This is a genomic window from Rhodococcus sp. FH8 (assembly GCF_019266085.1).
Lineage (GTDB): Bacteria > Actinomycetota > Actinomycetes > Mycobacteriales > Mycobacteriaceae > Rhodococcus_F > Rhodococcus_F qingshengii.
The window spans coordinates 528,485-555,279 of record NZ_LPNQ01000080.1 but is presented as its reverse complement, the minus strand read 5'-3'; the positions used below and the strand labels follow the sequence as shown (position 1 = coordinate 555,279).

Sequence of the window (26,795 nt, the reverse complement as noted above, 5' to 3'; positions counted from 1 at the left end):
GAGTTGATCAGTGTTCGCCAGCTGGGGAAGCATCGTCTATCGAGCCCGCTTCACCGTCATCGCTGTCATGGTGGCGGGGCTCCTCGGGCTCGCTGCGTACGGCCTGAGCCTGCAGGATCATCTCAGCCAGAGCGGCTGGGACGATCCGGGGTCGGAATCGGTAGAGGCTGCCAAACTCGCTGACGGCACGTTCGGACGCAGCACGACGGGTGACGTTCTGGCGCTGTACACGGCGCCGGAGGGCAAGACCGTCGACGACCCCGAGTTCCAAGCGAAGGTCATCGACAATCTGCAGCGACTCGTCGCCGACAACCCCGACCAGATCATGAAGATCAACGGCTCGTACTTCAAGGTCGACAACGGTCTCTCGGTGGCGGCCCTGGCGGACAAGACCAAGCAACACGCGGTCACCAGCATCGCGATCGCCGGAGACAACGACACCGCGGTGTCCAACAACTTCCGCGACGTCGAGTCGCAGTTCTACATCGACGGCGTCGACGTGCAACTCGCCGGCCTGCAACCTGTCGCGAATTCGCTCAACGACACGATGGCCAACGACATCAAGCGCATGGAAATGCTCGCGATTCCTGCTGTCGGTGTCCTGCTGTTCTTCGTCTTCGGTGGCGTCGTCGCTGCTGCCCTCCCGTTGATCGTCGGCGGTCTGACCGTCATCGGCGCCAACGGCATCATTCGACTGATCACCAACTTCACCGAGGTCAACGCGTTTGTTGCGCCCGTGGTCTCTCTGGTCGGCCTGGGTCTCGCGATCGACTACGGACTGTTCATCGTCAGCCGTTTCCGAGAAGAGATAGCCGAGGGGTACGACACCCCGACCGCTGTACGCCGAACGGTCATGACGGCGGGTAGAACGGTCATGTTCTCGGCGACCATGGTTGCCGTCAGCCTCGGCGGTCTGCTGTTGTTCCCGCAGGGCTTCCTCAAATCGGTGGCTTACGGCGCCATTGCTGCCGTCATGCTTGCCGCGATCTCGTCCATCACGATTCTTCCCGCGATTCTCGGCATTCTCGGCAAGCGGATCGACGCGCTGACCTTCAAGAAGCTGCGTCAGACCAAGACCAACGAGGAAATCGAGAACGGTTTCTGGGGCAAGCTCACCCGCTGGGTCATGCAGCATCCGCTCAAGGTCGCGGTCCCGATCGTCGCGGCTCTACTGCTGATGATCATTCCGCTGACGGGCATCAAGTTCGGCGGTATCAACGAGACGTACCTGCCCCCGGACAGCCCCACGCGTGTCGCGCAGGCGCAGTTCGACGAACTCTTCCCCGGCAATCGCACCGAGCCCGTTCGACTCGTCATCGAGGGAGCCGACAACACCACCCTCGGTCAGATTTCCAAGACCGCAAATGCTGCGCCGGGTCTGGTCGAGAAGTTCACCCCGGAGGTTGCGACGAAGGACGGTGTCAACGTCCTCAAGGCCGGTCTGACGGAGCGGAACGAGGCACGTCCCACCATCGACTATCTGCGGTCCGCGGACTGGCCCGAGGGCACAACTGTGCTGGTCGGCGGTACTCCGGCCATCGAGCAGGACAGCGTCGACGCATTGCTCGATCGTCTGCCGCTGATGGTCGTATCCGTCATCCTGCTGACGACCTTGCTGATGTTCTTGACGTTCGGCTCGCTCGTCCTGCCCATCAAGGCCGCATTGATGAGCGCGCTCGGACTGGGTTCGACGCTCGGAATCTTGACCTGGATCTTCATCGACGGGCACGGTTCCGGTCTGTTGAACTTCACACCGGGGCCGATCATGTCTCCCGTCCTGGTGTTGATCATCGCGATCGTCTACGGCCTGTCGACCGACTACGAAGTGTTCCTGCTCTCCCGCATGGTCGAAGCGCGAGCGCAGGGCGCGAGTACTACCGAATCCATCCGTATCGGCACGGCACATACCGGACGAATCATCACCGCTGCCGCACTGATTCTGATCGTGGTCACCGGCGCATTCGGCTTGTCCGATCTGGTGATGATGAAATACATCTCCTACGGCATGATCTCCGCGCTGATCATCGACGCGACTCTCATCCGAATGTTCCTGGTCCCCGCGACCATGAAACTGCTCGGCGACGACTGCTGGTGGGCTCCGGCCTGGATGAAGCGGATCCAGCAGAAGATCGGGCTGGGCGAGCCGATCCTCGACAACGAGCTGGTACTCGCGAACGTCCCGCAGATCGCGCCTGTCGGTGCGATCGCCGGACCGGGTCAGCCGCGCAAGATCGAAGCGGCCTCGCGGGTCATGCCGCCGCCTGCCCCGGCTGCACAGCCGGAAAGCGGACCTCGCGTTCCCGATCCTCTCACCGAGCCCATTCCGCTCAGCGAAATGGCGATCAAGGCACCCAACACGGAGGCTCCCGCCGCGGAGAAGCCGGCACCGCGACGTCGTCTCGATATCGGGAGTGCAGCCAGCGCCCCCCAGAACCTGATCGAGGCACCGGTACCCAATCCCTCGTACCGGCCGCAACCGAATGCCAGCGACAAGCGCAGAAACCCCACGCCCGCTGCGCCGGCCGAGCGTCCCATCGAGAGTTGGTTGTCGGACCTGCGGGCCCGGGAACAGACTCCCCCGGCCTCACGTCCACTGCCGGTGGTCCGGACGCCTTCGCGGACAAACGGTTCGGCGACCAACGGTGCTGCCAGCAGCAGTTCCGGCTCCAACGGCGCGAGCCGGAACGGCTCCGCAAACGGTGCTACCAACGGCTCTGCAACAAACGGTTCAGCCCCGACCTCGGTGGAGGCGACCCCCCAGTCGCCGCCTCCACCGACCGCTCCGGAGCGTCGTAACGGGGTTTTCACGGATTCGCCTTCGCCTACCAACGAGCCCCGAGTCTCGGACGCCACCCCTGACGGCGACGGCGACGACAACGCCACCGGCAGGCACCGGCCTGACGACGCAGGCGCCATCAGCGTGAGCGAGCTCATCGCTCGCCAGAAGCGAAGCTGACCTGCTCCTGCTCCTGCTCCTGCTTGGCGAAGGCTCGTGCATAACGTGTCCCGACCAGCAGGAGCAGCAAGCCGACCACCAGGAAGGCAACGCTACGCACCAGCCCACTGAGTGTGGCCAGGTCGAAGAGGAACAGCTTTGCCACGGCCGCACTGGTGAGAGCAAGCCCGGCTCCGAGCAAGACGCGAGCGTGCTGGCGGTTGTTCAATCCGAGCACCAGCGCTGACGTGGCGGCGAGCATCCAGACGATGGTTGCAACGCTGTGCCCGGCAACGAATCCGGTTGCACTGTCGAAAATTTCGACGCCGGATGAGACGAGCGCGCACGTCACCGCGTAGAGGACACCGAACCCTGCGCCCGCCCATAGAACCGCTGCATTCGAATCGGCAATCAACTTCAGTCGGTGAATCGCCCAGACCAGCATCACCACCGCGCCTATCGCCGTCAGGCTCGAGAGCGCCGTGATCGCACCGAGTTGCCTGGATGCGGCGCGAGCGGTCGTCAACGCTTCCGGCGGAACCATCGTGAGGTATCCGATCGATCCGATTGCCGCAAAGGCGGTTCCGAGTGCGAAGACGAAGCGCGAACCCGCATACAGCGAGACTCCGAGGAAGATCATTCCGACCGTGAGGATCAGCGGTACGACCAGAGATTCAGTCGCCCCGGAGAAGCAGCAGAGCAACAATGCGAGGGCGCCGGTTGCGCCCAGTCCGAATCGCAGTTGCGTCGGCAAAGGCTTGGCCGCCGCTGCAGCCGAAAGAAGTAGTGCCGCAGCAATTCCGTACAGCACTGCGGATTCGGTGCGCCCGAGCACGGCTCCGACGCTCATCAGCGGAAGGGACGAGACGACAAAGGTAGCAGTGGACCACGCCCCTGCAATGCCGTCACGCGAGGGCGAACCCGTCCACTGCATAACCATCGCGCAGCCGACCCCCACGATTGCAACCACGCCGGCACTGATCACCAATTGCACTGCACTGTTACCGGATTCGTCGAAGATGGACTCCGACGCTATCGCTGCGAGCAGTGCAAGAACCACCGGTACGGTGCGCGCCATGCCCAGGTACTTCCAGTCACGACCGAGCTGGGCGGAGAATGTCGCCGATTGGATCGCGAAGAGGAAACCGATGAGGGTCAACGATATTCCCGACGTCAACACGGGAGCCAGCAGCGCTGCTCCCAGAACGATCATGAGCGCCAGCGATTCGGAATCCCACTTCACGGCGAGGGCAACGCCGGCGGCGGCTATTCCGAAGGCAATCACCATCGCGAGCGGTGTCGTCACCCAACCGTAGAGAACGGAGGCTGCGACGACATCGAGATACATCCCTGCAAAACCGGTGGCAGCCAGGGCAATTGCCCCAACTTTGCCCCCTGGTCGTCCGTGGACCCGCACACCGGCAAACACCAAGGCGCCGGAAAGGAGCGCACCGCCGAGCACCCGCAGCGGAGGTCCGAAGAATCCGGCCTGCGCTGCAAGTACCAGCAGCATCACGACGCCGATCAGTGTGACGGCAACACCGGCCGCGGCCAGGAGTCGACTGATGACACCGTCGCGTTGCCACCAGGGCTGGCGAGGTGCGGCAACCGGATACGTCGGCGGCTGCCACGCGGGCACGCTCTGCTGAGGACGCATTGGCGGCATCTGCGGCACCTGTGGCACCGGAGATGCGGGTGCCGGAACTACCGGCATGGGCGGGGTCGCAGTAGCCGAGGACAGCTGAGTCTGCAGGATCGACAGGTTCTGGCCCATGTGACGCAACTGCCGGCCGATGCTGTCGCACTCGGCCGAGAGGGCGGTCACCAGTCGCGGATCGACGGCGGAAGAGCTCGGTGTGGTCATGGCTTCGAGCTTGCTGCGTGGCCGAACCGATCAGATGAGTAGTACTACTCGATCAGCCTGGGGACTTCTCGTACTCAACTGAGGACACCTTCGACTGACAGCACCCTCGACTGACTGCATCATCGACTGACAGGGCACTAACGCCGAGGTGCCGCGTTCCGCAATCGTTCGGACAGAAGCCGACCCGAAGTGTGAAGCGGAGCGGGATCCTGACGCGCCCGAGCAAGGACCAGCGCGCCCTCGAGTGCGGACAGAGCGAGAATTGCCTCGGACTCGGAGTCTTCGCGGGACCAACCGTCTGCCTCGAGGCGCTGAGCCAGCAGTGCGAGCCACGAGTTGTACCCGTCCGCGCAAGCACCGCGGATGACCTCGGATTCGGTTGCGGCATCCAGTGTTGCCGTAGCCAGGGCGCATCCACGTTCGTAGTCCGAATCCGACAAACGCGCAGCCAATGCGGCGGCGAATGCCGAGATCGCGGTGGCTGCATCGGGTGAGCTCTCCAGCAGGTGCCGGATGAAATCGGCCATTGCCTCGCCACGTCGCCTCAGAGCCTCGCCTGCGAGTTCTTCCTTGCCGCCGGGAAAGTGAAAGTACAAGGAACCTTTGGTAGTCGCACTAGCCGAGAGAACTTCCGACACCCCCGTTCCGGCGTAGCCCTTCCGCTGCAACAAATCGGCAGCGGCATCGACCAACAAATCCCTCGTAGACATACGTTCAATATACCGATCAGTACACATATCGACAACACTTGAAGTGCATAAATTGTCAAAACCTTGCATCACTAGACCGATTGGTACATGATTCGGGAATCAACAAACCGGAGCGCGGCCAACGACGCTCACGACGACGAAGGACTGAATCGATGTCACCGAATTCCCCGAACAACACCACCACGACCGTCCTCGGACCGGACGAAGACCTCGCCGGGACCCTCGCGGCCACCGGCGTCCGGATGATGGTTCGTAGCAAACAAACCGAGGGAGGTTTCTCTCTTGTACAACACCGCATCGCTCCGCATTCGATGACCTCACCGGTCCATCGCCACAGCCGGGAAGACGAGTACACGGTGGTTCAAAGTGGCCGCGTCGCAGCGATGGTCGGAGACGAGGTCGTCTACGCGGAGACCGGCGCCATGATCTTCAAACCGCGTGGCCAGTGGCACGCCGTGTGGAATCCCGACGACGCTCCAGCGCGGATTCTCGAAATCATCACGCCCGGAGGAATGGAAGACCTGTTCGAACTGATGCCGAAACTACTGGCCGAAGCAGGTTCCGCCGCGGAATCGGTTGCAGCGCGGGTAGAAGCAGACTTCGGGATCGAATTCGATCTCGTTGCCACCGCCGAGATCGCACAGACACACGGTGTGGGATTCGGCATCGAAAGTCACTGACCGACTGTCAGCACCTACCGATCGAAGGAAAATTCATGCTTGTACTCACCGGAGCAGAAGACCTCAGCGCCAACCTGAACCAAGAGCTGGGCGTCAGCGACTGGCACGATGTCACCCAGGAGTCCATCGACGAGTTCGCCCGGGTCACCGGCGACGATCAGTGGATTCACGTCGATGTGGATCGCGCGAAGGAGTCACCGTTCGGCGGAACCATCGCGCACGGCAACTACACGCTCTCACTCGGCCCCAAGTTCTCGTACGCAATGTTCTCGCTCGAAGGTTTTGCGTTTGCTCTCAACTGCGGATTCGACAAGGTCAGGTTGCCCGCTCCGCTTCCGGTCGGCTCTCGTGTCCGCATGTGCGCGACGTTGAGCAAAGTCGAACCGATCAACGGCGGTGTCCAGATCACGGTGACGCAGACGTTCGAACGAGAACACGGTGACAAGCCCGTGTGCGTCGCCGAGATGTTGACCCGCGCGTATCACTGAAAGGTCAGGAGCCGAACATCTTTCGGATCGTGGTACCGAAGGGATGCTTCGCGGTGACACTGCCGAATCGCACCTTGCCGTGCACCACCAGATGCAGCGGGCCCATCTGTGGGCCGGACCGAACCTTGTTCGACGCGCTTCCCCCGACTGCCTCGACACCGTTCATGTCCACCGTCGCCTCTTCGGGAACGATCAGTGAAATCGAGCTGGCGTAGTCGTCGATCGAGATGTTCACGACCTGCGTCTGCATCACCGCACGCGTGAAATCGATAGTCACACTGGACATTCTGGTGTCGACCACGACAGCTGGTGGAACGATCCAGGCACCGTTCCGCGTCACCGTCGCCATTCGTCCACGGATCACGGCAGCATTTGCCGCTCCGTAAGTACCTACAACCGGAGCCCCGACGGGAGCGCGGTAAGGCGGGCTCGGGTGAACCGGCGGCGGTTGGGGTTGGTACGTCGGCGCCGGGTAGGGCTGGCCTTGGTACATCGGCTGACCCGCGTTGGGATACGCGGGTGGGTCGTAGTCGGAGATCAGTGTGATGCCCGGAAGATCGGCGAGAACCGAGTTGAGCTCACCTCGTGTCTTTGCGGCCAAGGCAGTGTCCATGCGCTCGGTGAACTCACCGAGCGAGAGCATCCCTTGACCGACAGCTTTCTGCAGCAGCTCGCCGACATGCTCTCGTTCGGCATCGGATACGCGTAGATTCCTGGCCTCCATGATTTCCAGGATAAACGTTATTCGAGACCTTGTTCTATCGCGTATCGCGTGAGCTCGACGCGATTGGCCAACTGAAGCTTCCGAAGCGTTGCCTGCACATGGTTTTCGACGGTCCGGTGGCTGAGCGAGAGCCTCGTGGCGATCTGTTTTGCGCTCAGCCCCTTGGCGACAAGACGGAGCACTTCGGTCTCACGGTCGGTGAGCCGAGGCAGCTCGGGTGCGCGATCGTCGGCCGGTGCCGTCGACATCCGGCGGTACTCACCGAGCACCAATCCGGCGAGGCCGGGGGTGAAGACGGCTTGTCCGTCGAAAGTCGCTCGCACGGCCTCGAGCAGTTCCGCCACCGAAGCACTCTTGACCAGGTAACCCGACGCTCCGGCTTTGACCGCGTCGAGGACGTCGTCACGTTCGGCAGAGGCCGAAAGCACCAGTACCTTGCTCTTCGGCGAAACCTCGAGAACTGCGGTGGTGGCGTCGGCACCGTTTCCGTCCGGCAGGTTCATGTCCATCAGAACCACCGCCGGTTGCACGGCGGCGGCCCGGCGGCGCGCACTCTCGACACCCTCCGCCGTGGCGCTCACGGTGAAGCCGGCAGCTTCGAGGTCCCGGGAGACACCGTCGCGCCACATCGGGTGATCGTCGACGACCATCACCGTCACCGGATTCTCGCCATGTTCGTCAGCCGCGCTCACTTTTCCCCTTCGGAACGTTGATCTCCCATTCGGTGCCCTCCCCCGGCCCGGTTTGCAGGACTGCAGTGCCGCCGAGCACCTGCACTCGGCCGAGAATGGACTTCGATACTCCCATGCGGCCTTCGGCTTCGGCCTGCGCCAAGCGACCCTCGGGGATTCCGACGCCGTCGTCGCGGATGCTGACGATCACCTCGTCCGGCAAATCTTCGAGCAATACGTATGCCTTCGCCGCGGGCCCGGCGTGCAGCCCGACATTGGACAGAGCATTGTCGACGATGGCTGCCAGTTCGATGGCTCGATCACGCTCGATCACGACGGGGTGCGCGGGCGTCGACACCGACACCGACGTGCTTGCCTGCGTGGTCAGCAGCGGACACAGATCCACTGTCTGTCCGCCGACGTCTGCCGCGGCGCCCGAAACCTGCTCGGAGATCAGCATTCTCAAGGCGACCTCCTGCTCACCGGCCAGAGCAGCCAGTTCAGCTGCCTCGCCGCCGAGTGCCGCACCTCGCCTGCGCACCATCGCCAGCACCTGCAGAACGCCGTCGTGTACTTCGCGTGCCAAACGCTCGCGCTCTTCGGTGGCCGCCGCCAGACGGACGGCTTGCTCGAGTTGTCGATGCGAGCGCCGAGCGGTGGTGGTGGCCAAGCCCAACGCCAGGCCGACCGATACGAGCACGGGAGCCGTCGCATCGCGCCAGAGGTCCAGGTTGACCTGGTCGCGGATGATCGCGCTGGCCGCCGAGATGACAACTCCGGACGCCATACCGAGCCACGGCCCGCCGAGAATTGCCGCGGAGATGACCGCGTTGGTGGCCCACAGCGTGGTGGGCAGCGTCTGGTGATTCTGATACCACTCGTGGTCGGAGACCAGCCTCGTCGACGCCATCAGCAAGATGACGACCACCTGATCGGCGATCACCACCTGATACCGCGGCAGCTTCTTCCCGAACAAAGCACCGGATGTCCCGAGCAACAGTGCCGACACCCCGGTCCACACGGCCATCAGAGCGACGAAGAACCAGCTGAGCCGAGAGTTGGTGTAGTCGGAGGCCGAGGCGAACTGGTAGCTGATCGCGTACACCAGCGTGACGAGCCGAAATGCCTGCGCCGCCCGCCACAGCGGGGCATCAGGGTCGGTGTCGACGCCCGACGCCTCGCGAACGGTCGGCTGATAGTGCAGCCGACGACGGCGGGTGGGCTCAGTCATCGGGAGGAGTGGGGTTCACGATGCGAGGCTCGGCGCGCGGCTCGTCGGGTTCGGCGGGGAACAGTGGGGTTTCCGGATCTTCGACGTGCAGTTCGGCGTACGCGATGTCCGGGTCGTCGGCGAGGAGGGAACGAATAGCGGTATTCAGGACCGCGACGATCGGGACAGCCAAGAGCCCGCCGACGATTCCAGCGAGAACGATGCCCGTTGTAATGGCGAGAACGACTGCCAGCGGATGCAGGCGAACAGCGCGACCCAACAACAGCGGTTGCATCACGTGCGCTTCGAGCTGCATGACGCCGATGATGATGCCGAGGACGATCAGCGCCGTCAGGAAACCCTTCGTGACCAGAGCGACAAGCACCGCGAGAAAACCGGTCAGAAATGCACCGACGATCGGAATGAACGCGCCGATGAACACCAACGACGCCAGCGGCAGGGCGAGCGGCACCCCGAGGATCGCCAGGCCGGCACCGATACCGATCGCGTCGGCGGCGGCAACCGCGACCGTGGCGCGCACGTAGCCGATCAGCGACCCGAAACCTGCAGAACCGGCGATCCGTACGCGACGACGCGCGTCGGTGGGAACGATCCGGGTGACGAACTGCCAGATCTGGTCGCCGCCGTAGAGGAAGAAGATGAGAGTGAACAGCGTCAGCAATGCCCCGGTGAAGATCTCGCCGATGACTGTCGCCGTGGTCAAGGCGCCGCTGGTCAGGGACTCACGATTGGATTGCACCGACTTGACGACCGAATCACCTGCCTGGCGGATCTGATCCTCGCTGAAGTGCAGCGGACCGCTGGTGAGCCAGTTCTGAATTTGCGTGACGCTGGCCGTGAACTGGTCGGTGAGCTGGGGCAACCCGTCGATGAACTGCTCGACGACAAACGTCATGATTCCCGCGACCAGTCCGATCGAGGCAAGCAGAACGACGATGACGGCCGCCGAGCGGGGAACACCCCACACCTGTAGCCGATCGACAATCGGGATCAGCAGAGCTGATGCCAGCAGAGCCAGCCCCACCGGGATGAGCACGGTTTCGAGGCGGAGTACGACGTACCCGAGAACCAACAGTCCGGCGAAGATCACAATGAGGCGCCACGACCATTCCGCCGCGATGCGCACGCCGGGATGCACCGCCCGAGCGTCGGCGGAGATGGGTTTGTTCATCCTCGATGCTCGCTCCGCACGCCCCCTGTTTGCGTTCACATCGCGAGCCTAACCGGCCCGGCCGACACAGGTGAGCGGACGAATAATCGGACGCGCGTACCAACACTTCGACCTCTGCCAGCTAAATTGAACCCTGTGCGGGCCTCATACAGAGCAATAGCGGTGACCATCCGCAGCCGGTGGCCCCTCTATATGCTCTCCATGCTCGCAGCCAATCTGATCGGCGCGGTACTGGTCTTTGCCTTCGTCCGGTACGGCGTGCCGATCCAGGAGTCCGACGCGATAGTTGCCGACCGGGTCCGCAACTTCGCGATCTTCGGCGTGTACCTGGCATTCGCCGGCGCCGTCAGCCTTACGGCGGCGGCGATGATGTTGAAGTCGGTCATTCGCTGGCGGCTGCGCGGGGGTCCACCGACGAGGTCCGAGCAGATGGCGGCACTGCACGCGCCGCTTCGCCAGGCCATCGTCCACCTGGTGCTGTGGATTCTGGGCGGCATCATCTTCGTGTTCCTGACCATCACCGAGATGCCCGGTCTCGCGATCGCCGTGATCGTGACGGTCTGCATGGCCGCGACCACGACCTTCGGGTTCACCTACATGCTCGGTGAGCGCATTTTGCGTCCGGTCGCCGCCCAGGCCTTGAGCGAGGGCGAATTCGATCGGACCATGGCGCCTGGCGTCGGAACCCGGCTGGCGATGACCTGGGGACTCGGCACGCTGATGCCCGTCGCAGGCATCATCTTGCTGTGCTCGACGCAGCTCACGACCGATCTCGAGTTCTCCCCCGACTCGCTCGCGTGGGCGATCCTGCTCATCTCGATCATGGCGATCGTGCAGGCCTTTGCGCTGTCGATGCTGACGGCTACCCAGATCTCCGATCCGATCCGCCAACTGCGACGCGCCATCGAGCGGGTGCAGCGCGGCGCCACCGACGTACGCGTCGAGGTGTTCGACGGCAGTGAGATCGGCCGGCTGCAGGTCGGCTTCAACCGCATGATGAAAGAGTCCGACGAGCGTCGTCTGCTGCGTGAGCTGTTCGGTCAGCACGTCGGCGAGGACGTCGCCCGGCGCGCGTTGAAGTTCGGTACCGAGCTGGGCGGCGAAACTCGATTCGTGGCAGTTCTGTTCGTCGACATGGTCGGATCCACCGGTGCCGCGGCCGAGCGCCCGCCGGGTGAAGTGGTCGAACTGCTCAACGAGTTCTTCCGTGTGGTCGTCGACGTCATCGATCGTCACCATGGTTTTGTCAACAAGTTCATGGGTGATGCGGCACTCGCCATCTTCGGTGCACCACTCGATCGGCCCGACGCTCCGACTGCGGCCTTGGCGGCGGCTCGCGAGCTGCGGTTCAAGCTCAACGACATCACCGGCCTCGACGTCGGAATCGGTGTGAGCGCGGGGCTCGCGGTCGCCGGCAACATCGGTGCTGCCGAACGTTTCGAGTACACCGTGATCGGTGATCCGGTCAACGAGGCGTCACGGCTCACCGAGCTCGCGAAACTTCGGCCCAGCCGGGTGCTGGCGTCGACGAGCGCGTTGTACTTCGCCGACGAAGAGGAACAGGCCGAGTGGGAACTCGGAGAGCAAGTCCAACTGCGTGGGCGCCGACGACTGACGCATCTGGCGTGGCCGGAAAAGTATCCAGAGGTCGATCCGGATCAAATTGGTTAGGGTGAGTCGATGGCTCAGCCTGGAAACACCCCACGGCGACTGAGACGACCACGCTCGCCCGTGGCCGAGACCAGTCGGGTCAGAGGGCGCTTCTGGTGGCTGAAGTGGCTGCTCGGGGTGGCTCTGATCGCTCTTCTGATCGTCGAAGGTGCAATTCTGTGGTCCAAGCTCAGTGAGTCCTGGCAAGCCTTGACCGAAATCCATTGGGGTTGGGTGGCCGCGTGCGTCGCGGCGCAACTCATTTCGCTCAGCGGATACGCGTCCGTTCAGCAACGTCTTCTCAATGCCGCCGGTGTGATTGCCGGTCACCTCAAGAACCTCTCGGTCATCTACGCCAGCACCGCGATGGCGCTGACGTTGCCAGCCGGCCAGGTCTTCTCGACCGCATTCACCTACAAGCAGACTCGGAAGTGGGGCGCTACACCAGTTGTCGCGTCTTGGCAGTTGGCGGTGTGTGGAGTGATCGCTGCGGCGACTTTGGCGCTGTTGGGTGCCGCGGGCGCGTTTGCCTTCGGCACCAAGGTCAGCCCTATAACGCTCACGATCTCGATCATCGGCATGGCGGCACTGTTCCTGGCGTTGCGATACATAGCCCAGAATCCCGGCAGTATCGAGCGAATCGGGCATCGAGTCCTAGCCCGCTACAACCGAATTCGCAAGAATCCGCTCGGCCACGGGATGCGACGCTGGTCCGAGATCCTGAAGCAACTGGATACGGTCGAGCTCAGCCGCACCGACTCGGTCATCGCATTCGGGTGGTCGGCCATCCATCGTGTCGCCGATGTCGCTTGTTTGGGTTTCGCATGTTGGGCTGTTGGCGCGGAGCCCTCTTTTGCTGGGCTCCTGATCGCTTTCGCCGCCGCAAAAGCAGTCGGCAGCATTCCGCTGGTTCCCGGCGGGCTGGGTTACGTCGACGCTGCTCTGGTCACCGCGCTGACGATCGCAGGGGCCGGCGGAGCGCAGGCAATCGCGTCGGTGTTCGTGTATCGGATGGTCAGCCTCGTCATGGTCGCTGTCGTCGGTTGGATCGTCTTCTTGATCACTTTCCGTGCAACCCACCACGAAGACCTCGAGATGGACCTCGAGTTCGAACGCCGAGAACAACCCGGCGTCTAGCGTCGCAACGCTGCTGCCATGTCGTCGAGGTGTGCCCGACTGATCCGTACGGCTGCCTCCGCGTCGCCGGCTTCGATGGCGTCCACCAACATTCGATGTTCGTCCGCGTCGGGCTGGCTGTGGGGATGCAGGTCCAGAACCGCGATCAACTCGATCAACGCCGCCCGCAGACGCGGTACAAAGGTCTCGAAGAGTTCCGACAGCACGGGATTGTGTGCCGCGTCCACCACTGCTCGGTGGACGGCGATGTCGGCGTCGACGAACGCTGCGTCGCCAGAGTGCGCTGCGGCAGTTCTACCGTCGAGCGCTTGCCGCAGAGCCGCGACGTCAACGGCATCGCGCCGCTGCGCGGCGAGGCGAGCTGCTTCGATCTCGACCGCGTTGCGCACCTCGACGACGTGAAGGATCGCCTCGGCTTCGAGCACTCGGGGCCACTGATCCGGAGGCGTCGTACTCCGTAGGAAGACCCCGGCGCCCTGCCGCGATTCGAGCATGCCGAGGCCCGCGAGAGTCCGCACTGCTTCCCTGATAGTGGACCGCCCGATACCCAACTGCGCAGCAAGAGTGGTTTCACCTGGAAGTTTGGCGCCGACTTCCCATTCACCGCTCACGATCCGCGCGCGTAGCAACTCCGCGGCCTGGTCGGTGAGCAGCCGACGCTCGACGATCGGGGACACGTGAACTCCTCAGGTTGTCTGATAAGTGATTTCGTTCTAGTGTAGCCCGCATGGCTACAGGAGCACTCCTTCTCGACTGCCGCGGCGGGGCCTGAAAGACCGGCACCCCTCCGCGGGGTTTCGCCATGCCGGTCTCTCGACTCGACCGCAGGAGAAACCGAAGATGAGTACTACCCGAGCCAACCGCTGGAACAACCAGAAGCCGTCACCCATGCCGTCCGAGCGCTATCGCGCCGCGTGGGATCGCGTCGACATTCCGACTTTCGAGCGGACGTGGCCGTCCAATCGCACCACCGCGGCGCCCCTGTGGGTGCCCGTCGATCTGCGTGACGGCAACCAAGCCCTCGCAGAACCGATGGACCCCGAACGCAAGCGTCGAATGTTCGAACTGATGGTGGCAATCGGCTACAAGGAAATCGAGGTCGGCTACCCCTCCGCGAGTCAGACCGATTTCGATTTCGTTCGCGACCTGGTGCGCTTCGATCTCGTTCCCGACGACGTCACTATCGTCGTATTCACTGCCGCGCGTACGGATTTGATCGAACGGACATATCAATCGATCGAGGGGCTGCCTGACGCGGTCGTCCACATGTACACGGCGACTGCGCCGACGTGGAGAAACGTCGTTCTCGGCAAGGAGCGAGAAGAGTTGCACGACATGATTTTCCGCGCCGCGCAAGACGTTGCTCGTGGCGGCGAAGGCCACGACGGCTGGCGATTCGAGTTCTCACCCGAGGTCTTCAACCTCACCGAACCCGACTACATCCTGCAGGTCTGCAACAGTCTCACCGAACTCTGGGACGCCAGCCCCGATCGCCCGGTCATCCACAACCTCCCTGCCACAGTCGAAATCGCCACCCCCAACATCTATGCCGATCAGATCGAATACATGCACCAGAATCTGGCCCGACGCGATTCGGTGATCCTCTCGGTCCACCCGCACAACGACCGCGGCACCGGCGTTGCGTGCGCCGAACTGGCAGTGCTGGCCGGCGCGCAGCGCGTCGAGGGATGCCTGTTCGGCAACGGCGAGCGGACGGGCAACGTCGACCTGGTCACACTGGGGCTGAATCTGCATGCACAGGGCGTCGATCCGAAAATCGACTTCTCCGACATCGACAAGATCCGTCGAACGGTGGAGTACTGCAACAGAATTCCCGTCCACGAACGCCACCCGTACGGCGGCGATCTCGTGTACACGGCATTTTCCGGAACCCACCAGGACGCGATCAAGAAGGGCTTCGCGCATCACTACGAGAGCGCGGAGGCTGCCGGCGTCGATCCGGGATCGGCGCCGTGGGCGGTCCCTTACCTGCCGATCGACCCCGCCGACGTCGGCCGCGACTACCAGGCGGTCATTCGTGTGAACAGCCAGTCGGGCAAGGGCGGAATCGCATATCTGCTGCAGACCGAGTACGGGGTCGAACTCCCCCGGCGCCTGCAGATCGACTTCGCCTCGCGGGTGCAGCTCGAAACCGACGACTCGGGCACCGAAATGACTGCCGACCAACTGTGGAAACTGCTGCTGCGCGAGTACGGGTACAACGGAGGAGTGCGTCGGTACTCACTGGAACACACCGCCGACGGTGATCAGTTGTTCGTTGCCATCGATCGCGACGGGCGCGAGGTCACCGCCGCGGCCAGTGCGTCCGGGCCGGTCGAGGCATTGAGCAAAATCCTGACCGAACAGGGCTCGGCCGTCGAGGTTGTCTCGCTCACCCAGCATTCACTGCCCCGCAACCCGAATTCTTCCGGGAGTGCGAATTCGGCAGTCACCATTGCAGAGTGCGTGGTGAACGGTGAAGGACGCTGGGGCATTGCGGTGCATCAGTCGGTGACAGCGTCGGCGCTTCACGCGGTCTATGCCGCAAGCACAAACACTGTGATGCAGCTCACATGATCTTGCGGAAGGATTTCCTGGGGTCCATAGTTGAAGCTACAAGAACTTGAACATTCAACTACTTATTCAGGAGCTTCCATGACCACCGCAACCTTGCCCGCATTGACTGCCGGAACCTGGGTCATCGACACCGTCCACTCCACTGTCGGATTCTCGGTTCGCCACCTCATGGTTTCCAAGGTTCGTGGAACGTTCGACGAGTTCTCCGGAACGATCACCGTTGCCGAAGACGGAACCCCGGCCGTCGAGGCCGAGATCTCCGTGGACTCCATCAACACCAAGAACGAGCAGCGCGACGGCCACATCAAGTCCGCTGACTTCTTCGACGTCGAGAAGTTCCCGAAGGCCACCTTCAAGTCCACCGCAGTGCGCTCCAAGGGCAGCGACTTCGTCCTCGCCGGCGACTTCACGCTCCACGGCGTCACCCGCGAGGTCGAGCTGAACCTCGAGTTCAACGGCGTCAACCCGGGCATGGGCCAGGGCCCCGTCGCCGGATTCGAGGCCACCACCGTCATCAACCGCAAGGACTTCGACATCTCCATCGAGATGCCCCTCGAAGGCGGCGGAGCAGTTGTCGGCGACAAGATCACGATCACCCTCGAGATCGAAGCCGGCCTCCAGGCCTAACAGCACTGTGCGCCTTTATTAACCGCCCGCGGTTAATAAAGGCGCACAGTCGTATGGTGTGAGCGTGAAGAAGTACGCACCATTCCTGCTGATCGACGCCATTCTTGTCATAATCTTCTGCGCGATAGGGCGCCGTACCCACGAAGAAGCCAATGCGCTCGCCGGTCTGGCGAAGACATCCTGGCCCTTCCTGACCGGCCTGGTGATCGGATGGGCTGCCACGTTCGCGCTCTACCGCGACAAGTTCAACGCCGTTCTCCTTGTTCCCACCGGCGTTGTCGTTTGGCTCGGCGCCGTCGTCATCGGGATGATCCTGCGAGTGTTGAGTGGCCAGGGCACCCAGTTCAGCTTCATCGTCGTCGCGACGCTGGTCCTCGGCGCGTTCCTTCTCGGTTGGCGCGCACTCGCTCCGCTGGTAGTGAAAATCCGCACCAAGTCGTAACCAAACTCCACGGCTCGGAACCACCCGAAATGCCCGAGCACGTAGGACACTTTTCGGATGAGCAACACTACGGAGCCCGTCGAACGTAGCGAGAAGGAAGACCGGGGGTTCTTCGGCCAACCCTTTGCGCTGGCGAACCTGTTCGGCGTCGAGATGTGGGAGAGGTTCTCCTTCTACGGGATGCAAGGCATCCTCATCTATTACCTGTACTACAGCGTCAGCGACGGCGGCCTCGGCATCAGTCAGGCGGCAGCGACCAGCATCGTCGGCGCGTACGGCGGCACCGTCTACCTGTCGACGATTCTCGGGGCGTGGGTGGCCGACCGACTGCTCGGCTCCGAGCGCACGCTCTTCTACAGTGCTTCGCTGGTGATGGCCGGCCACATCGCACTGTCGGTTCTTCCCGGCATGTGGGGTGTCGGCGTCGGCCTCGTCATGGTCGCCTTCGGCAGCGGCGGCTTGAAGGCCAATGCGACCTCTCTGGTCGGAGATCTCTATTCCGAACAGGATGTTCGCCGCGACGCCGGATTCTCCATCTTCTACATGGGCATCAACATCGGCGGTCTTGTCGGCCCGCTGCTCACCGGAGCTGTCCAGGACGCCTGGGGATTCCACGCCGGTTTTGCTCTCGCTGCCGTCGGCATGGCACTCGGCCTGATCCAGTATACGCTGGGCCGCAAGCATCTTCACGGAATCGGTGCCGAACCCGGCAACCCGTTGCCGGCGGACAAGCGCGCACTCTACATCGGGATCGGCATTGCCGCGATCGTCGTCGTCGCGGTCGCCTCCGTCACCGGCTTGATCACGGCGGACAACATGTCCGACGTCGTTGTCGGACTCACGATCGTCGCGTCGGTCGGTTACTTCCTCCTCATGCTCACCAGCAAGAAGGTCACCAAGGTCGAACGCAGTCGAGTCTTTGCATTCATCCCGATGTTCATCGCGAGCGCGGCCTTCTGGTCGCTGTTTCAGCAGCAGTTCACCACCGTGCCGGTGATCTCAGACAAGCTCCTGGACCGCAATCTCTTCGGTTGGGACTTCCCGCCGACGTGGGTACAGTCGATCAATCCGGTGTTCATCATCATCTTTGCCGGTGTGTTCGCAGCGATGTGGACCAAACTCGGTGACCGTCAGCCGTCGTCGCCGATCAAGTTCGCGCTCGGTACCGGCACGATGGGTCTGGCGTTCCTGGCGTTCATCCCGATCACCGGGGGCGGACCGAACAGTGCACCGCTCCTCGGCCTTGCCGGTGTGCTTCTGCTCTTCACCTTCGCGGAACTCTTCCTGTCCCCCGTCGGCCTTTCCCTTGCAACCAAACTCGCGCCCGAGCATTTTCACACTCAGATGGTGGCGTTGTTCTTCTTGTCCGTTGCATTGGGTTCCTCGATGGCGGGAACCTTGGCCGGTTACTTCGACATCGACGACAGTCGCCCGTTCTTCCTGATCATCGGTTTCTCGTCGATCGGAATCGGAGTGATTCTTGCTCTTGCCTCGCCGTGGATCAAGAAGCTGATGCAGGGCGTGAAGTAGACGGGCTCACTTCACCCACAACCACAGAGCCAACACGAATCCCGCTATCGCTACTGCCACACGCAGTACCGATGGCGGGATTTTCTTGACGACGGGCGGGCCACACCAACCTCCGGCCAACGCGCCGAGCGCCATCGCCAACGCGGCCACCCAATGCACCTGTCCAGAGAAGGCGAAGATGAGTGCAGCCACAAGATTGGCGATGCCGAGAAAGAAACTCTTCAGGATCGTTGCACGCCACACCGTTTCGGAAGTGAGGATGAGCGTCGCAGCCAGGAAGATGACGCCGGCACCGGCACCGAAATAGCCGCCGTATACCGCGACGGCGAACAGTGCTGCGGAGTAGATTCCGGGGCGGTCACCGCCGCCGGACAACTCACGAATCTTCGGTTGCAGCAGCAGCGCGAGCGAGGCGAACACGACCATCGCCGGCACAACGGATTCGAACGAACCTTCCGGTGCCAGCCACAGTATGAGGGCACCGATGATGCCACCGGCCGCCGAATAGAGAGACCAGCGAACAAGTTTCGGACCGGTATCGGCAACTTCACGGGACGAGTTCGCCAACGCTCCGACGCCGACGGCCACCAACGCGACGGTATTGGTCATGTTCGCGCTGACCGGTGAGAGCCCGACGCTCAGCAGCGCCGGATACGAAACGATCGATGCAAGACCGGTGACAAAACCGACTAGACCGCTGAAGAATCCCGCTACGACGAGGAAAAGGAAATCGAGCAGGTTCACGAACCAGGAATCTACTCGCGGTGCCCGGTACTACTTGTCGGCAGGCTTGCCGAGTTCCTGGAAGAGCTTGTCCGTCATCTGCATTGCTCGATCGCCGCCGTCGGCGTCTGCGACGAACACTGCGAATGCGAAGTCTCCGCGTGATCCGTAGAACCAGCGATCATCACCGCTCGCTGCACCGGCCGCCATCATGTCCGGGTACCCAGCCAGTCCGCCGGCGCCTCGCATGGCGTCACGCAGACGATTGTTGACGTCGCCGGGCAACGCCGTCGGCGTGACGTCGGCGGTAGCCGGTTGTCCGAAGACCATCATCGGCATCGGGGCACTGCCGCGGGCGATCGATGCCGCGAGCATCGCCATTCCGAACGGAGTTACCGTCGGCGCGCTCGCGTCGTTGGACGTCTTGTTGGCCATGACGTTGTTCATCGCCTGGTCCACGCCGGGGCGGTTCGCGGCAAGCACTGCTGTCTGCTGTTCGAGTCCCTGAATGTGGAAGCCGTTGCCGAGTCCGAGTTGCTGCCCGGTGTCGGCCAACTGCTCGGCTGACACGGCGCCGGGGTCGACGCCGTTCTGCATCGACGATGCGAGACGGACCAGATCGAGGGCGCCGCCGGCCGGGCGCAACCCGGTGAAGGCGATCGGGCCCTGTTCGATGGCCTGATTGTTCTGTGCGGCAGCCAGAATGGCGCCGTCCGACGGGCGGATCGCGACGATGGCCGCAGGAGTACCTGCACTGACGACAGCTTCGATCGCGGCGAGTTGAGCGTGCGAGTCGAGGGTCGCGGCGACGTCGGGGCCGGGAGGTCCTTGGAAGCCGGCTTGCTTGATCGGGAATCCGTTGGGCTCTACCAGATTGACCGCCCAACCGGCGGTGGCGTCGCGATTGGCCTGCCACACGGTCCGCAGTGGGTCCAGCAACGGCGAGTTGATTCGACGGTCGGAGGCGATCAGCTTGGGTGTCTTGACCACGACGACACCGGGGATCGCAAAATCGCTTTCCAGGTAGGCGTAGTCGGGATCGCGGAGCAGTACGGCGGTGACGGGCTTGCCGGGGTTTGCGGCGAGGTCGGCCAACATCGACTCCGAAGTGACCAACGGGGCGACAGGTTCGAGCACCGTGGCGAGGCGACGAGTGGTGTCGACGGGGTCCGGCATGGTGGCCGGGTCGAGAGTGATCGCGTTGATGGTCTGCTCGTTCATGAGCAGGGTGCCGGTGCTGTCGACTACCTTCGGCGGCGCTGCGTCCGTGCGGGTGTACGAAACGGTGCGACCGTTGCCGAGGTCGGGGACGAGGACCGACGGGTCCCAGGACACACGCCAGCCGACCGACAGATCACGAACCTCACCCTGCGACTGGTAGCTCCAGTCCTTGCCTTCGCCGAAGTTCCAGGACGCGTCGAGTGTGAAGAGTCCGGAGTCGCTACCCAGATCCATGACCTGAGCGACGTCGAAGTCGGTGGACTTGGCGGCCAGTCCGTCGAACATCTGCTGGATCGACGGCCGCGCCGCGTTGGGGTACGACGTGAGCGCCGCGGCAGCTTCGGCGTCGTGGTTGTTGAGGGCGGTGACGAAGTCCTCCACCACCGAGGCGGCGTCGGATTTCTTCTCCCCACCGATGACACACGACGCGAGCGCCACTGTCAGAACGACAGCAGTTATCGACGCAACGACATATTTTCCACGACGGTTGTGCTGTCCTCCGGGCCCCATGCATGTAACTCTTTACTTCTGTCACACGAGTAACAAGCACGGGATGCCTACGAACGTGTCACGGTTGAGCTACGACGGTGTGATCCAACTGCAACGGAAAACAGGTTTCAGCGCAGAAAAGTGCCCGCTACCTGCACTGCAGGCGAAGAGCTGTCCGCACCCGCGATGAATACCGCAAATGCGAGGTCTCCCTTGATTCCGACGAACCACCCATGTGCCGGGCCACCCTCGGTTTCGGCCGTGCCGGTCTTGCCGAGAAGCCCCGGAATGTCCTGCAACGACGTCGCCGTACCGCCTGTGACGGTCTCGCGCATCATCACCCGCAACTGTTCGGTCACCTCCGCGGGAGCCGGTACAACGGTCTGATCTGCCACGCCGGGCTGTCCCTTGACCAACATCGGCGCGGGTGTCGTTCCGTTGGCGATCGAGGCCGCCACGAGAGCCATCCCGAAGGGCGTGGCGGTCACCGTGCCCTGTCCGATCGCGGACTCGACGCGTTCGGCGGGGGTGTTCGCGTCAGGGACGTTGCCCGTCACCGTCGTGAGTCCGGGGGTGACGTAGTCGACGCCGAGCCCGAACTGCAGCGCCGCTTTGTGCAGAGCATCGGCGGGCAGACCGACGGCCATCCTCGCCATTGTGGTGTTGCACGACTTCGCGAACGCGGTGTGCAGCGGAACCGATCCGAGGTCGAACTCGTCGTCGTTGGGAATCTGACGGCCCTCGATGTTCTCGGTACCCGGGCACGGCAGAACGGTGTCCGGTGTAGCGACGCCGGCTTGCAGGGCCGCGGACGTCGTCACGGTCTTGAACGTCGAACCCGGTGGGTACAGGCCGGTCAGAGCGATCGGGCCCTGTGCGTCGGCGGGGGCGTTCTGGGCCACCGCCAACACCGCTCCGGTCGACGGCTGCAGCGCAACGATCGCCGCCTGTTGTGTCACCCCGGCGAGCGCATTCTCGGCCGCGAGTTGCATCGGTCGGTCGATCGTTGTCGCGATGTTCGGAGCAACCGGCCCGTCTTGGCCGGCGACGGTGGTGACGGTTCCGTTCTGCTTCACCTGCTGTACCGCCCAGCCCGCGGACTTGTCCTGCCCCTCCTGCCACAGATCGGACAACCCACTGAAAGTCGGCGACGCCAGAGTTTTGTCCACCGAGAGCAACCGAGCCTGCGGCGCCAAGCTCACTCCGGGAATCGCCGCCAACCTCTCCTCGATCGGTGCAAGATCCTCGGCCCGCAAAGTGATTGCGGTGACCGGCTTCCCACTTGCCGACGCAAGATCGCCGCTCAGCGATGCCGCCGTGATCGTCGGTGCGATGGGCGAGAGAAGGGCCGCCACGGCTGCCGTGTCCACCGGGGGCACCGCGGCGGAATCGAGATTGACCAGCGTCACCACCTGCTGCTCCATGATCGGCTGGCCCGCCGCGTCCAGCACCGACGGCGGAGCACCGGTGGTGGGTGTGTAGCGCAAGGTCGTCGAGGAGGTCAGGTCCGGAGCCAACAGCGCCGGGTCCCACTGAATCAGCCAGTTGTCCCCGCTTTTCGACGCGTTTCCCTGCGTCGAGTAGTTCCAGTCCTGACCTTCACCGAACTTCCACGCCGCATCGAGTGTGAACGTCCCCGCAGAATCACCGGACTCGGTGGCGTCGGAGACGGTGAATGTTCCCTCGTCCTTGCCCAGCCCGTCGATCAGAGCCGAAATTGCAGTCGCCGCCGCCGCCGGATCGGTGGTCAGGGCTGCCGCCGCTTGCACGTCATCGGACGTGAGCGCGGACGCGAACTCCTCTGCCACTGATTTCGGCTGGTCAGGGCCAGAACTGCAGGCAACTACCGATCCTGCGGCCAATACCCCCAGAGCCACGGCAGCCACGGGACGACGGAAAGTTCGGAAGCTCTGACGAGCGTGTGAAAGGCGCACGACTCCGATCATGCCCGAATTTGTGGCGCCAGTTCGACTCTCGGTGTAATCATGTAATCAGTGCAATAAACGCACGCCACACTCCACCAGCTCTCCGAGGAGAACGCCATGAAGAACTCACAAAACTCCGGCGACCGCAGGTTCGGCCGTCCCGGAGGTTGGCAACAGGCGTCGGTTCCCGACGCGAGTGATGCGTCCGACTGGTTTGCCGGTCGACTTCCAGATGACTGGTTCACCGGAACGGCCGACGTCCAGGTCGACCGCGAAGAAATCGTCGTGATCGGTGAACTCCCGGCAGTCGACGGTGGCGAGGCCGCCGCGGACGGAAGGATCTCACGCTTTCGCGAAACCACGCGCGCCGACCGGATGCGCATCGCCGACGAGGCCGAGGCTCGCTACGGGCGCAAGGTCGCCTGGGGTGTACGTCTGGACGAAAAGACCGTCCTGTTCACACATCTCGCAGTTCCGGTGATGACACGACTACGTCAGCCCGAACGCAAGGTTCTCGACACCTTGGTGGACGCGGGAGTTGCTCGCTCCCGAGCGGACGCTCTCATGTGGACAGTCCGGTTGGCGGGCAAGCACAGCGAACAATGGCTCACCGAACTCCGCGAAGCGATGTCGAAGGTCGACGACCTCCGATCCGAGGGTCCGAAAATCTGACGGCCCGAAAATCTGAGCACCGAACACCGACGAGACCGACAGCACAGAATAATTCGATTGCACGGGACCGTTCGAGTGTTCTAACCTGGAACACGAATCATTCCCGACAGAACAGGAAACGGGCCGTTGCTCCTCTAGAGGTTCATCACGCGAAGGCACTCGCACCCATCAGCACTTGCTGAGCCGGGCGCACAGTCCAAGCACCCTCTGGAGTACTCATGACCCAATCCCATCTTTCTCTGTCGCTCTCGGATCTCACCTTCATCTGGCCGGACGGCGAATCAGTCTTTTCCCACACCAATTTTGTATTCCCCAGTGGCCGTGTCGGTCTCGTGGGACTCAACGGATCGGGAAAGTCGACTCTGCTGCGATTGATCGCAGGAGAGCTCTCACCGGAATCCGGATCCGTGACCGCTTCCGGCGAGGTCGGCTACCTCCGTCAGGACATCACACTCGATCCGAGCGTTCGGGTGGATGACATCCTCGGTATCCACGAACTCCGAAACGCATTGCACCGCATCGAAACCGGCGACGGCTCCGAATCCGACTTTGCGCTCGTGGACAACAACTGGGATATCGAGGAGAGCGCTCTCTCCACCTTGCATCGACTCGGCCTCGAGAAGGTGGCTCCGGATACCGCAGCATTGAGCCGAACTGTCGGCACCCTCTCCGGCGGAGAGACCGTCCTACTCGGCCTGACCGCAACGCTGCTGAAGAATCCACAGGTACTGCTCCTGGACGAGCCGACCAACAACCTGGACCGCGACGCTCGATCACGAGTTCATGCTGCAGTCCAACAGTTTCCGGGAACCGTACTGATCGTCAGCCACGACCGGGAACTGCTCGACACCGCGGAGTACACGATCGAACTACGTCGGGGGGATCTACGCGTGTTCGGCGGCAACTACTCGCACTACCAGGAGGTCGTGACCGCTGAGCAGGAAAACGCACTCGCCACCGTTCGCGACGCCAAGGCCGATCTGGCAAAGCAGAGCCGCGAGCTGATCGACGCTCGAACGAAACTGGACCGGCGTAAGCGCTATGGGCAGAAGATGTTCGAGAACAAGCGGATGCCGCCGATCATCGCGCAGACACGAAAACGTCAGGCCCAAGTTTCGGCGGGAAAGCTGGCCCTCAACCATATCGGGAAGGTGGACGAGGCCAAGTCTGTCCTGTCGGAGGCAGAGGAACTCCTTCGAGACGATCGCGAGATTCGTCTGGATCTGCCTGCTACAGAGGTTCATCCGGGGCAGCAGGTTGCGCGGCTCGACGAGGTGACGTTGCAGAGCGGCCAAGTGGTATCGCTCCAGATCACCGGGCCGGAGCGGATTGCGATAGTGGGACGCAACGGAATCGGCAAGACGACGTTGCTCGATGCACTCGCCGCGTCGACTCCGTTCGTAGCCTCTCGTGCGCTCCCCCAACGTCTCGACGTGTTCGACGAGGACCTCTCGGTGGCGGACAACGTCGCGTTGGCCGCGCCACACGCGACAGCCGAGGAAATTCGCGGGCAGTTGGCACGGTTCCTTTTCCGGGGAACGGATTCCGACGTATCGGCATCCGCGCTCTCCGGCGGTGAACGATTGCGTGCGGCGTTAGCCACGATCCTGCTGGCCGAGCCCGCGCCCCAGCTGCTTCTTCTCGACGAGCCGACCAACAACCTGGACCTACCGAGTCTCGCCCACCTCACGCAGGCACTTTCCGATTTTCGCGGCGCCATGGTGGTGGTGAGTCACGATCTGCCGTTCCTTCGCGGCATCGGCATAACGCGATGGATCAGCATGGACGAGACTGGTATTCGAGACATCGATCCCGAGTAGGCCGACGGTTGACGCTATCGGTGCTCGACGGTCTGGCCTACCGTGGGGCGATGTACCTTCACCTCGACGCAACCGCCGCGCTGTCGCTCGCAGGTTGGGTTCGCGAAGAACCTACTCGATCGGCCTCTGCCCCAGTTCCGCAACCACTGGTCGGCGGTTGTGACCAACTCGTAGTGTGGGCGAGTTCGTTCTCCGTACTTGCCAGTTCCGACGACCAGGTGTGGTTTCTCTCGGCGGAGAACTATGCCGGTGGCGTTGGCGTCAGCGATGAGGCGTTTCCCTGGAATGCGTTCCGGCACGAGAGCCTGGCGGTCGCTTCCGGGCCGGCGGAGCGCGCGGCGATCAACGCCTTCTGGTCCACTCACCTCCCGGTCCTGATGTCGGTGCGCAATGGGTACGAGTACTTGGCGCTCGCACCCGACGGTCAGGTTGTCCGTGGAGGAGAGCCGGAGTTCGAGGAGGTCACCATCGTCGCCGCTGATTTCGAGGCTCTGATTCGGGGCATAGCCGCAGGCGTCAGCACTGCAGACCCCTCCACCGATGCATTGCTTGGAACAGTGGGTACTGCCCCGCCGGGCAGTGACCGGTAGCTCTGAGGGAGGCCGAGTTGACGGCCCGACTGTTCGTGAGAGTCCACGCCATCCGTCGAATGGGTCCGGACGACTACTCGAGTTCACGTGCGTAGCAACTGGCACCCATACTGGACGGGTGTTGCACGACGTGAGAAATCCGGTGGACGGTGCGCGGATCACCTATCAGATCGTGGGCGATGGCCCACCCCTGTTGATGGTGCACGGCACAGCGTTGTCGCGCTCCATCTGGCGTGGCTTCGGGTACGTCAAGGCACTTCAGGAGCAATATCGTCTGATCCTCGTCGACATGCGGGGTCACGGACGCAGTGACAAACCACACGACTCCGATTCGTATGCAATGGATCTGGTGGTCGGCGATCTCCTGGAGATCCTCGACACGGAGTCTCCGTTCGAACCGGCACACGTCCTCGGATACTCGTTCGGCGGACGCTCGGTGATGTCGCTGACAGTCGAGCACTCCGAACGGGTGCGATCGCTGACCGTCGGGGGCGGTAGCAGCCGACCGATGACGGGCGCGTTCGACGCATTGTTCTTCCCGGGTTGCATCGACGTACTCGAAAGCGGCGGTATCGAGGGATTTCTGACCGGTTGGGGCGTGAGGCGCGGCAAACCGGTGGATCCTCAGACTGCGACTGCCTTCCGAATCAATGATGCCCTCGCGCTCGCTGCCTACATGCGCCGCGCAGAGAAGGAGCACGGCATCGACGACGCCGTGCTGCAACGGATCACCACACCGGCGTTGTTGTTCGTCGGATCGAGAGATCGCGAGCGCCTGCCGGATACCGAGCATCTCGCGTCGCTGATCCCGGACAGTGCCTTGACTGTGATCGAAGGGGCTGACCACGCAAGCGCAGTCGCAGACTCCGATGCTGTACTGCGTGCGCTCATTCCGTTCCTGAGCCGACAGTAGTCCGC

Annotated in this window: 23 protein-coding genes; 13 read left to right on the top strand and 10 right to left on the bottom strand. The window is 63.0% G+C overall.

The window, feature by feature from the left end; all coding sequences use genetic code 11:
• The first annotated feature begins 10 nt into the window (after nt 1–10).
• Nucleotides 11–2,956 carry an MMPL family transporter gene (locus ATN38_RS29215; RefSeq protein ID WP_218749198.1) on the top strand — a complete coding sequence of 982 codons (2,946 nt, stop codon included), beginning with the start codon at nt 11–13 and terminating at the stop codon, nt 2,954–2,956.
• Here ATN38_RS29215 and ATN38_RS29210 read toward each other — a convergent pair.
• Both ATN38_RS29210 and ATN38_RS29205 read right to left on the bottom strand, forming a co-directional pair.
• Nucleotides 2,931–4,799 carry a DUF2339 domain-containing protein gene (locus tag ATN38_RS29210; protein WP_218749197.1) on the bottom strand — a complete coding sequence of 623 codons (1,869 nt, stop codon included), beginning with the start codon at nt 4,797–4,799 and terminating at the stop codon, nt 2,931–2,933. The genes ATN38_RS29215 and ATN38_RS29210 overlap by 26 nt on opposite strands.
• Nucleotides 4,800–4,936: 137 nt before the next feature.
• Nucleotides 4,937–5,509: a TetR/AcrR family transcriptional regulator gene (locus ATN38_RS29205; protein WP_054188003.1), complete on the bottom strand. Its 573-nt coding sequence runs from the start codon at nt 5,507–5,509 to the stop codon at nt 4,937–4,939.
• A gap of 152 nt (nt 5,510–5,661) precedes the next feature.
• Between ATN38_RS29205 and ATN38_RS29200 the strand changes: the two genes are divergently transcribed.
• Both ATN38_RS29200 and ATN38_RS29195 read left to right on the top strand, forming a co-directional pair.
• Nucleotides 5,662–6,189, top strand: coding sequence for a cupin domain-containing protein (locus ATN38_RS29200; RefSeq protein WP_065456094.1), 528 nt, complete (start codon nt 5,662–5,664; stop codon nt 6,187–6,189).
• A gap of 35 nt (nt 6,190–6,224) precedes the next feature.
• Nucleotides 6,225–6,677, top strand: a complete 453-nt coding sequence (locus ATN38_RS29195) for a MaoC family dehydratase (protein ID WP_218749192.1) — start codon at nt 6,225–6,227, stop codon at nt 6,675–6,677.
• A 4-nt stretch (nt 6,678–6,681) separates the two neighbouring features.
• On the opposite strand, the gene ATN38_RS29190 is transcribed toward ATN38_RS29195, so the two are convergent.
• Genes ATN38_RS29190 through ATN38_RS29175 form a run of 4 tightly spaced genes read right to left on the bottom strand, consistent with a single transcriptional unit; the run spans nt 6,682 to nt 10,474 of the window.
• The gene (locus ATN38_RS29190) at nt 6,682–7,401 is read right to left on the bottom strand and encodes a DUF1707 domain-containing protein (RefSeq protein WP_007734485.1); all 720 of its coding nucleotides are present in this window, start codon (nt 7,399–7,401) and stop codon (nt 6,682–6,684) included.
• Between the two features lie 17 nt (nt 7,402–7,418).
• Nucleotides 7,419–8,051 (bottom strand): response regulator transcription factor, encoded by a 633-nt coding sequence (locus tag ATN38_RS29185; RefSeq protein WP_047269712.1) that lies wholly within the window; start codon nt 8,049–8,051, stop codon nt 7,419–7,421.
• Nucleotides 8,052–8,079: 28 nt separating this feature from the next.
• On the bottom strand, nt 8,080–9,303 hold the full coding sequence (macS, locus tag ATN38_RS29180) for a MacS family sensor histidine kinase (RefSeq protein ID WP_007734482.1): 1,224 nt from the start codon (nt 9,301–9,303) through the stop codon (nt 8,080–8,082).
• Nucleotides 9,296–10,474, bottom strand: coding sequence for an AI-2E family transporter (locus ATN38_RS29175; RefSeq protein WP_007734480.1), 1,179 nt, complete (start codon nt 10,472–10,474; stop codon nt 9,296–9,298). Before ATN38_RS29175 ends, macS begins: the two co-directional genes overlap by 8 nt.
• Nucleotides 10,475–10,666: 192 nt before the next feature.
• Between ATN38_RS29175 and ATN38_RS29170 the strand changes: the two genes are divergently transcribed.
• Nucleotides 10,667–12,145 carry an adenylate/guanylate cyclase domain-containing protein gene (locus ATN38_RS29170; RefSeq protein ID WP_003945952.1) on the top strand — a complete coding sequence of 493 codons (1,479 nt, stop codon included), beginning with the start codon at nt 10,667–10,669 and terminating at the stop codon, nt 12,143–12,145.
• Nucleotides 12,146–12,154: 9 nt separating this feature from the next.
• The gene (locus ATN38_RS29165; RefSeq protein WP_042452628.1) at nt 12,155–13,261 is read left to right on the top strand and encodes a YbhN family protein; all 1,107 of its coding nucleotides are present in this window, start codon (nt 12,155–12,157) and stop codon (nt 13,259–13,261) included.
• Here ATN38_RS29165 and ATN38_RS29160 read toward each other — a convergent pair.
• A complete protein-coding gene (locus ATN38_RS29160) occupies nt 13,258–13,938 on the bottom strand; it encodes a FadR/GntR family transcriptional regulator (protein WP_007734477.1) in 681 nt (226 codons plus the stop codon). The two genes, ATN38_RS29165 and ATN38_RS29160, sit on opposite strands and share 4 nt — an antisense overlap.
• Nucleotides 13,939–14,101: 163 nt before the next feature.
• On the opposite strand from ATN38_RS29160, the gene ATN38_RS29155 reads away from it, so the two are divergent.
• The 4 genes from ATN38_RS29155 to ATN38_RS29140 all read left to right on the top strand — a co-directional run bounded on the left by ATN38_RS29155 (nt 14,102) and on the right by ATN38_RS29140 (nt 18,437).
• Nucleotides 14,102–15,838: a 2-isopropylmalate synthase gene (locus tag ATN38_RS29155; protein ID WP_218749191.1), complete on the top strand. Its 1,737-nt coding sequence runs from the start codon at nt 14,102–14,104 to the stop codon at nt 15,836–15,838.
• A 78-nt stretch (nt 15,839–15,916) separates the two neighbouring features.
• Nucleotides 15,917–16,465 carry a YceI family protein gene (locus ATN38_RS29150; RefSeq protein ID WP_003945643.1) on the top strand — a complete coding sequence of 183 codons (549 nt, stop codon included), beginning with the start codon at nt 15,917–15,919 and terminating at the stop codon, nt 16,463–16,465.
• 64 nt (nt 16,466–16,529) lie between these two features.
• The gene (locus ATN38_RS29145; RefSeq protein WP_003945710.1) at nt 16,530–16,907 is read left to right on the top strand and encodes a DUF3054 domain-containing protein; all 378 of its coding nucleotides are present in this window, start codon (nt 16,530–16,532) and stop codon (nt 16,905–16,907) included.
• Nucleotides 16,908–16,964: 57 nt separating this feature from the next.
• Nucleotides 16,965–18,437, top strand: coding sequence for a peptide MFS transporter (locus tag ATN38_RS29140; RefSeq protein WP_003945468.1), 1,473 nt, complete (start codon nt 16,965–16,967; stop codon nt 18,435–18,437).
• 6 nt (nt 18,438–18,443) lie between these two features.
• Here the strand turns inward: ATN38_RS29140 and ATN38_RS29135 are convergent, their stop codons facing one another.
• The 3 genes from ATN38_RS29135 to ATN38_RS29125 all read right to left on the bottom strand — a co-directional run bounded on the left by ATN38_RS29135 (nt 18,444) and on the right by ATN38_RS29125 (nt 22,816).
• Nucleotides 18,444–19,181, bottom strand: coding sequence for a sulfite exporter TauE/SafE family protein (locus ATN38_RS29135; protein ID WP_003945554.1), 738 nt, complete (start codon nt 19,179–19,181; stop codon nt 18,444–18,446).
• A gap of 30 nt (nt 19,182–19,211) precedes the next feature.
• A complete protein-coding gene (locus ATN38_RS29130; protein ID WP_003945897.1) occupies nt 19,212–20,891 on the bottom strand; it encodes an NTF2-like N-terminal transpeptidase domain-containing protein in 1,680 nt (559 codons plus the stop codon).
• Between the two features lie 107 nt (nt 20,892–20,998).
• Nucleotides 20,999–22,816, bottom strand: coding sequence for a penicillin-binding transpeptidase domain-containing protein (locus ATN38_RS29125; RefSeq protein ID WP_218749190.1), 1,818 nt, complete (start codon nt 22,814–22,816; stop codon nt 20,999–21,001).
• A 96-nt stretch (nt 22,817–22,912) separates the two neighbouring features.
• Between ATN38_RS29125 and ATN38_RS29120 the strand changes: the two genes are divergently transcribed.
• The 4 genes from ATN38_RS29120 (at nt 22,913) to ATN38_RS29105 (ending at nt 26,790) form a co-directional block, all read left to right on the top strand.
• Nucleotides 22,913–23,467: a hypothetical protein gene (locus tag ATN38_RS29120; RefSeq protein WP_003945732.1), complete on the top strand. Its 555-nt coding sequence runs from the start codon at nt 22,913–22,915 to the stop codon at nt 23,465–23,467.
• Nucleotides 23,468–23,685: 218 nt separating this feature from the next.
• Entirely contained in the window at nt 23,686–25,287 is a 1,602-nt protein-coding gene (locus ATN38_RS29115; RefSeq protein ID WP_003945668.1) for an ABC-F family ATP-binding cassette domain-containing protein, read from the top strand.
• A 50-nt stretch (nt 25,288–25,337) separates the two neighbouring features.
• Nucleotides 25,338–25,877, top strand: a complete 540-nt coding sequence (locus ATN38_RS29110; RefSeq protein ID WP_256932201.1) for a hypothetical protein — start codon at nt 25,338–25,340, stop codon at nt 25,875–25,877.
• Between the two features lie 142 nt (nt 25,878–26,019).
• Nucleotides 26,020–26,790 (top strand): alpha/beta fold hydrolase, encoded by a 771-nt coding sequence (locus ATN38_RS29105; protein WP_003945805.1) that lies wholly within the window; start codon nt 26,020–26,022, stop codon nt 26,788–26,790.
• Nucleotides 26,791–26,795: the final 5 nt, after the last annotated feature.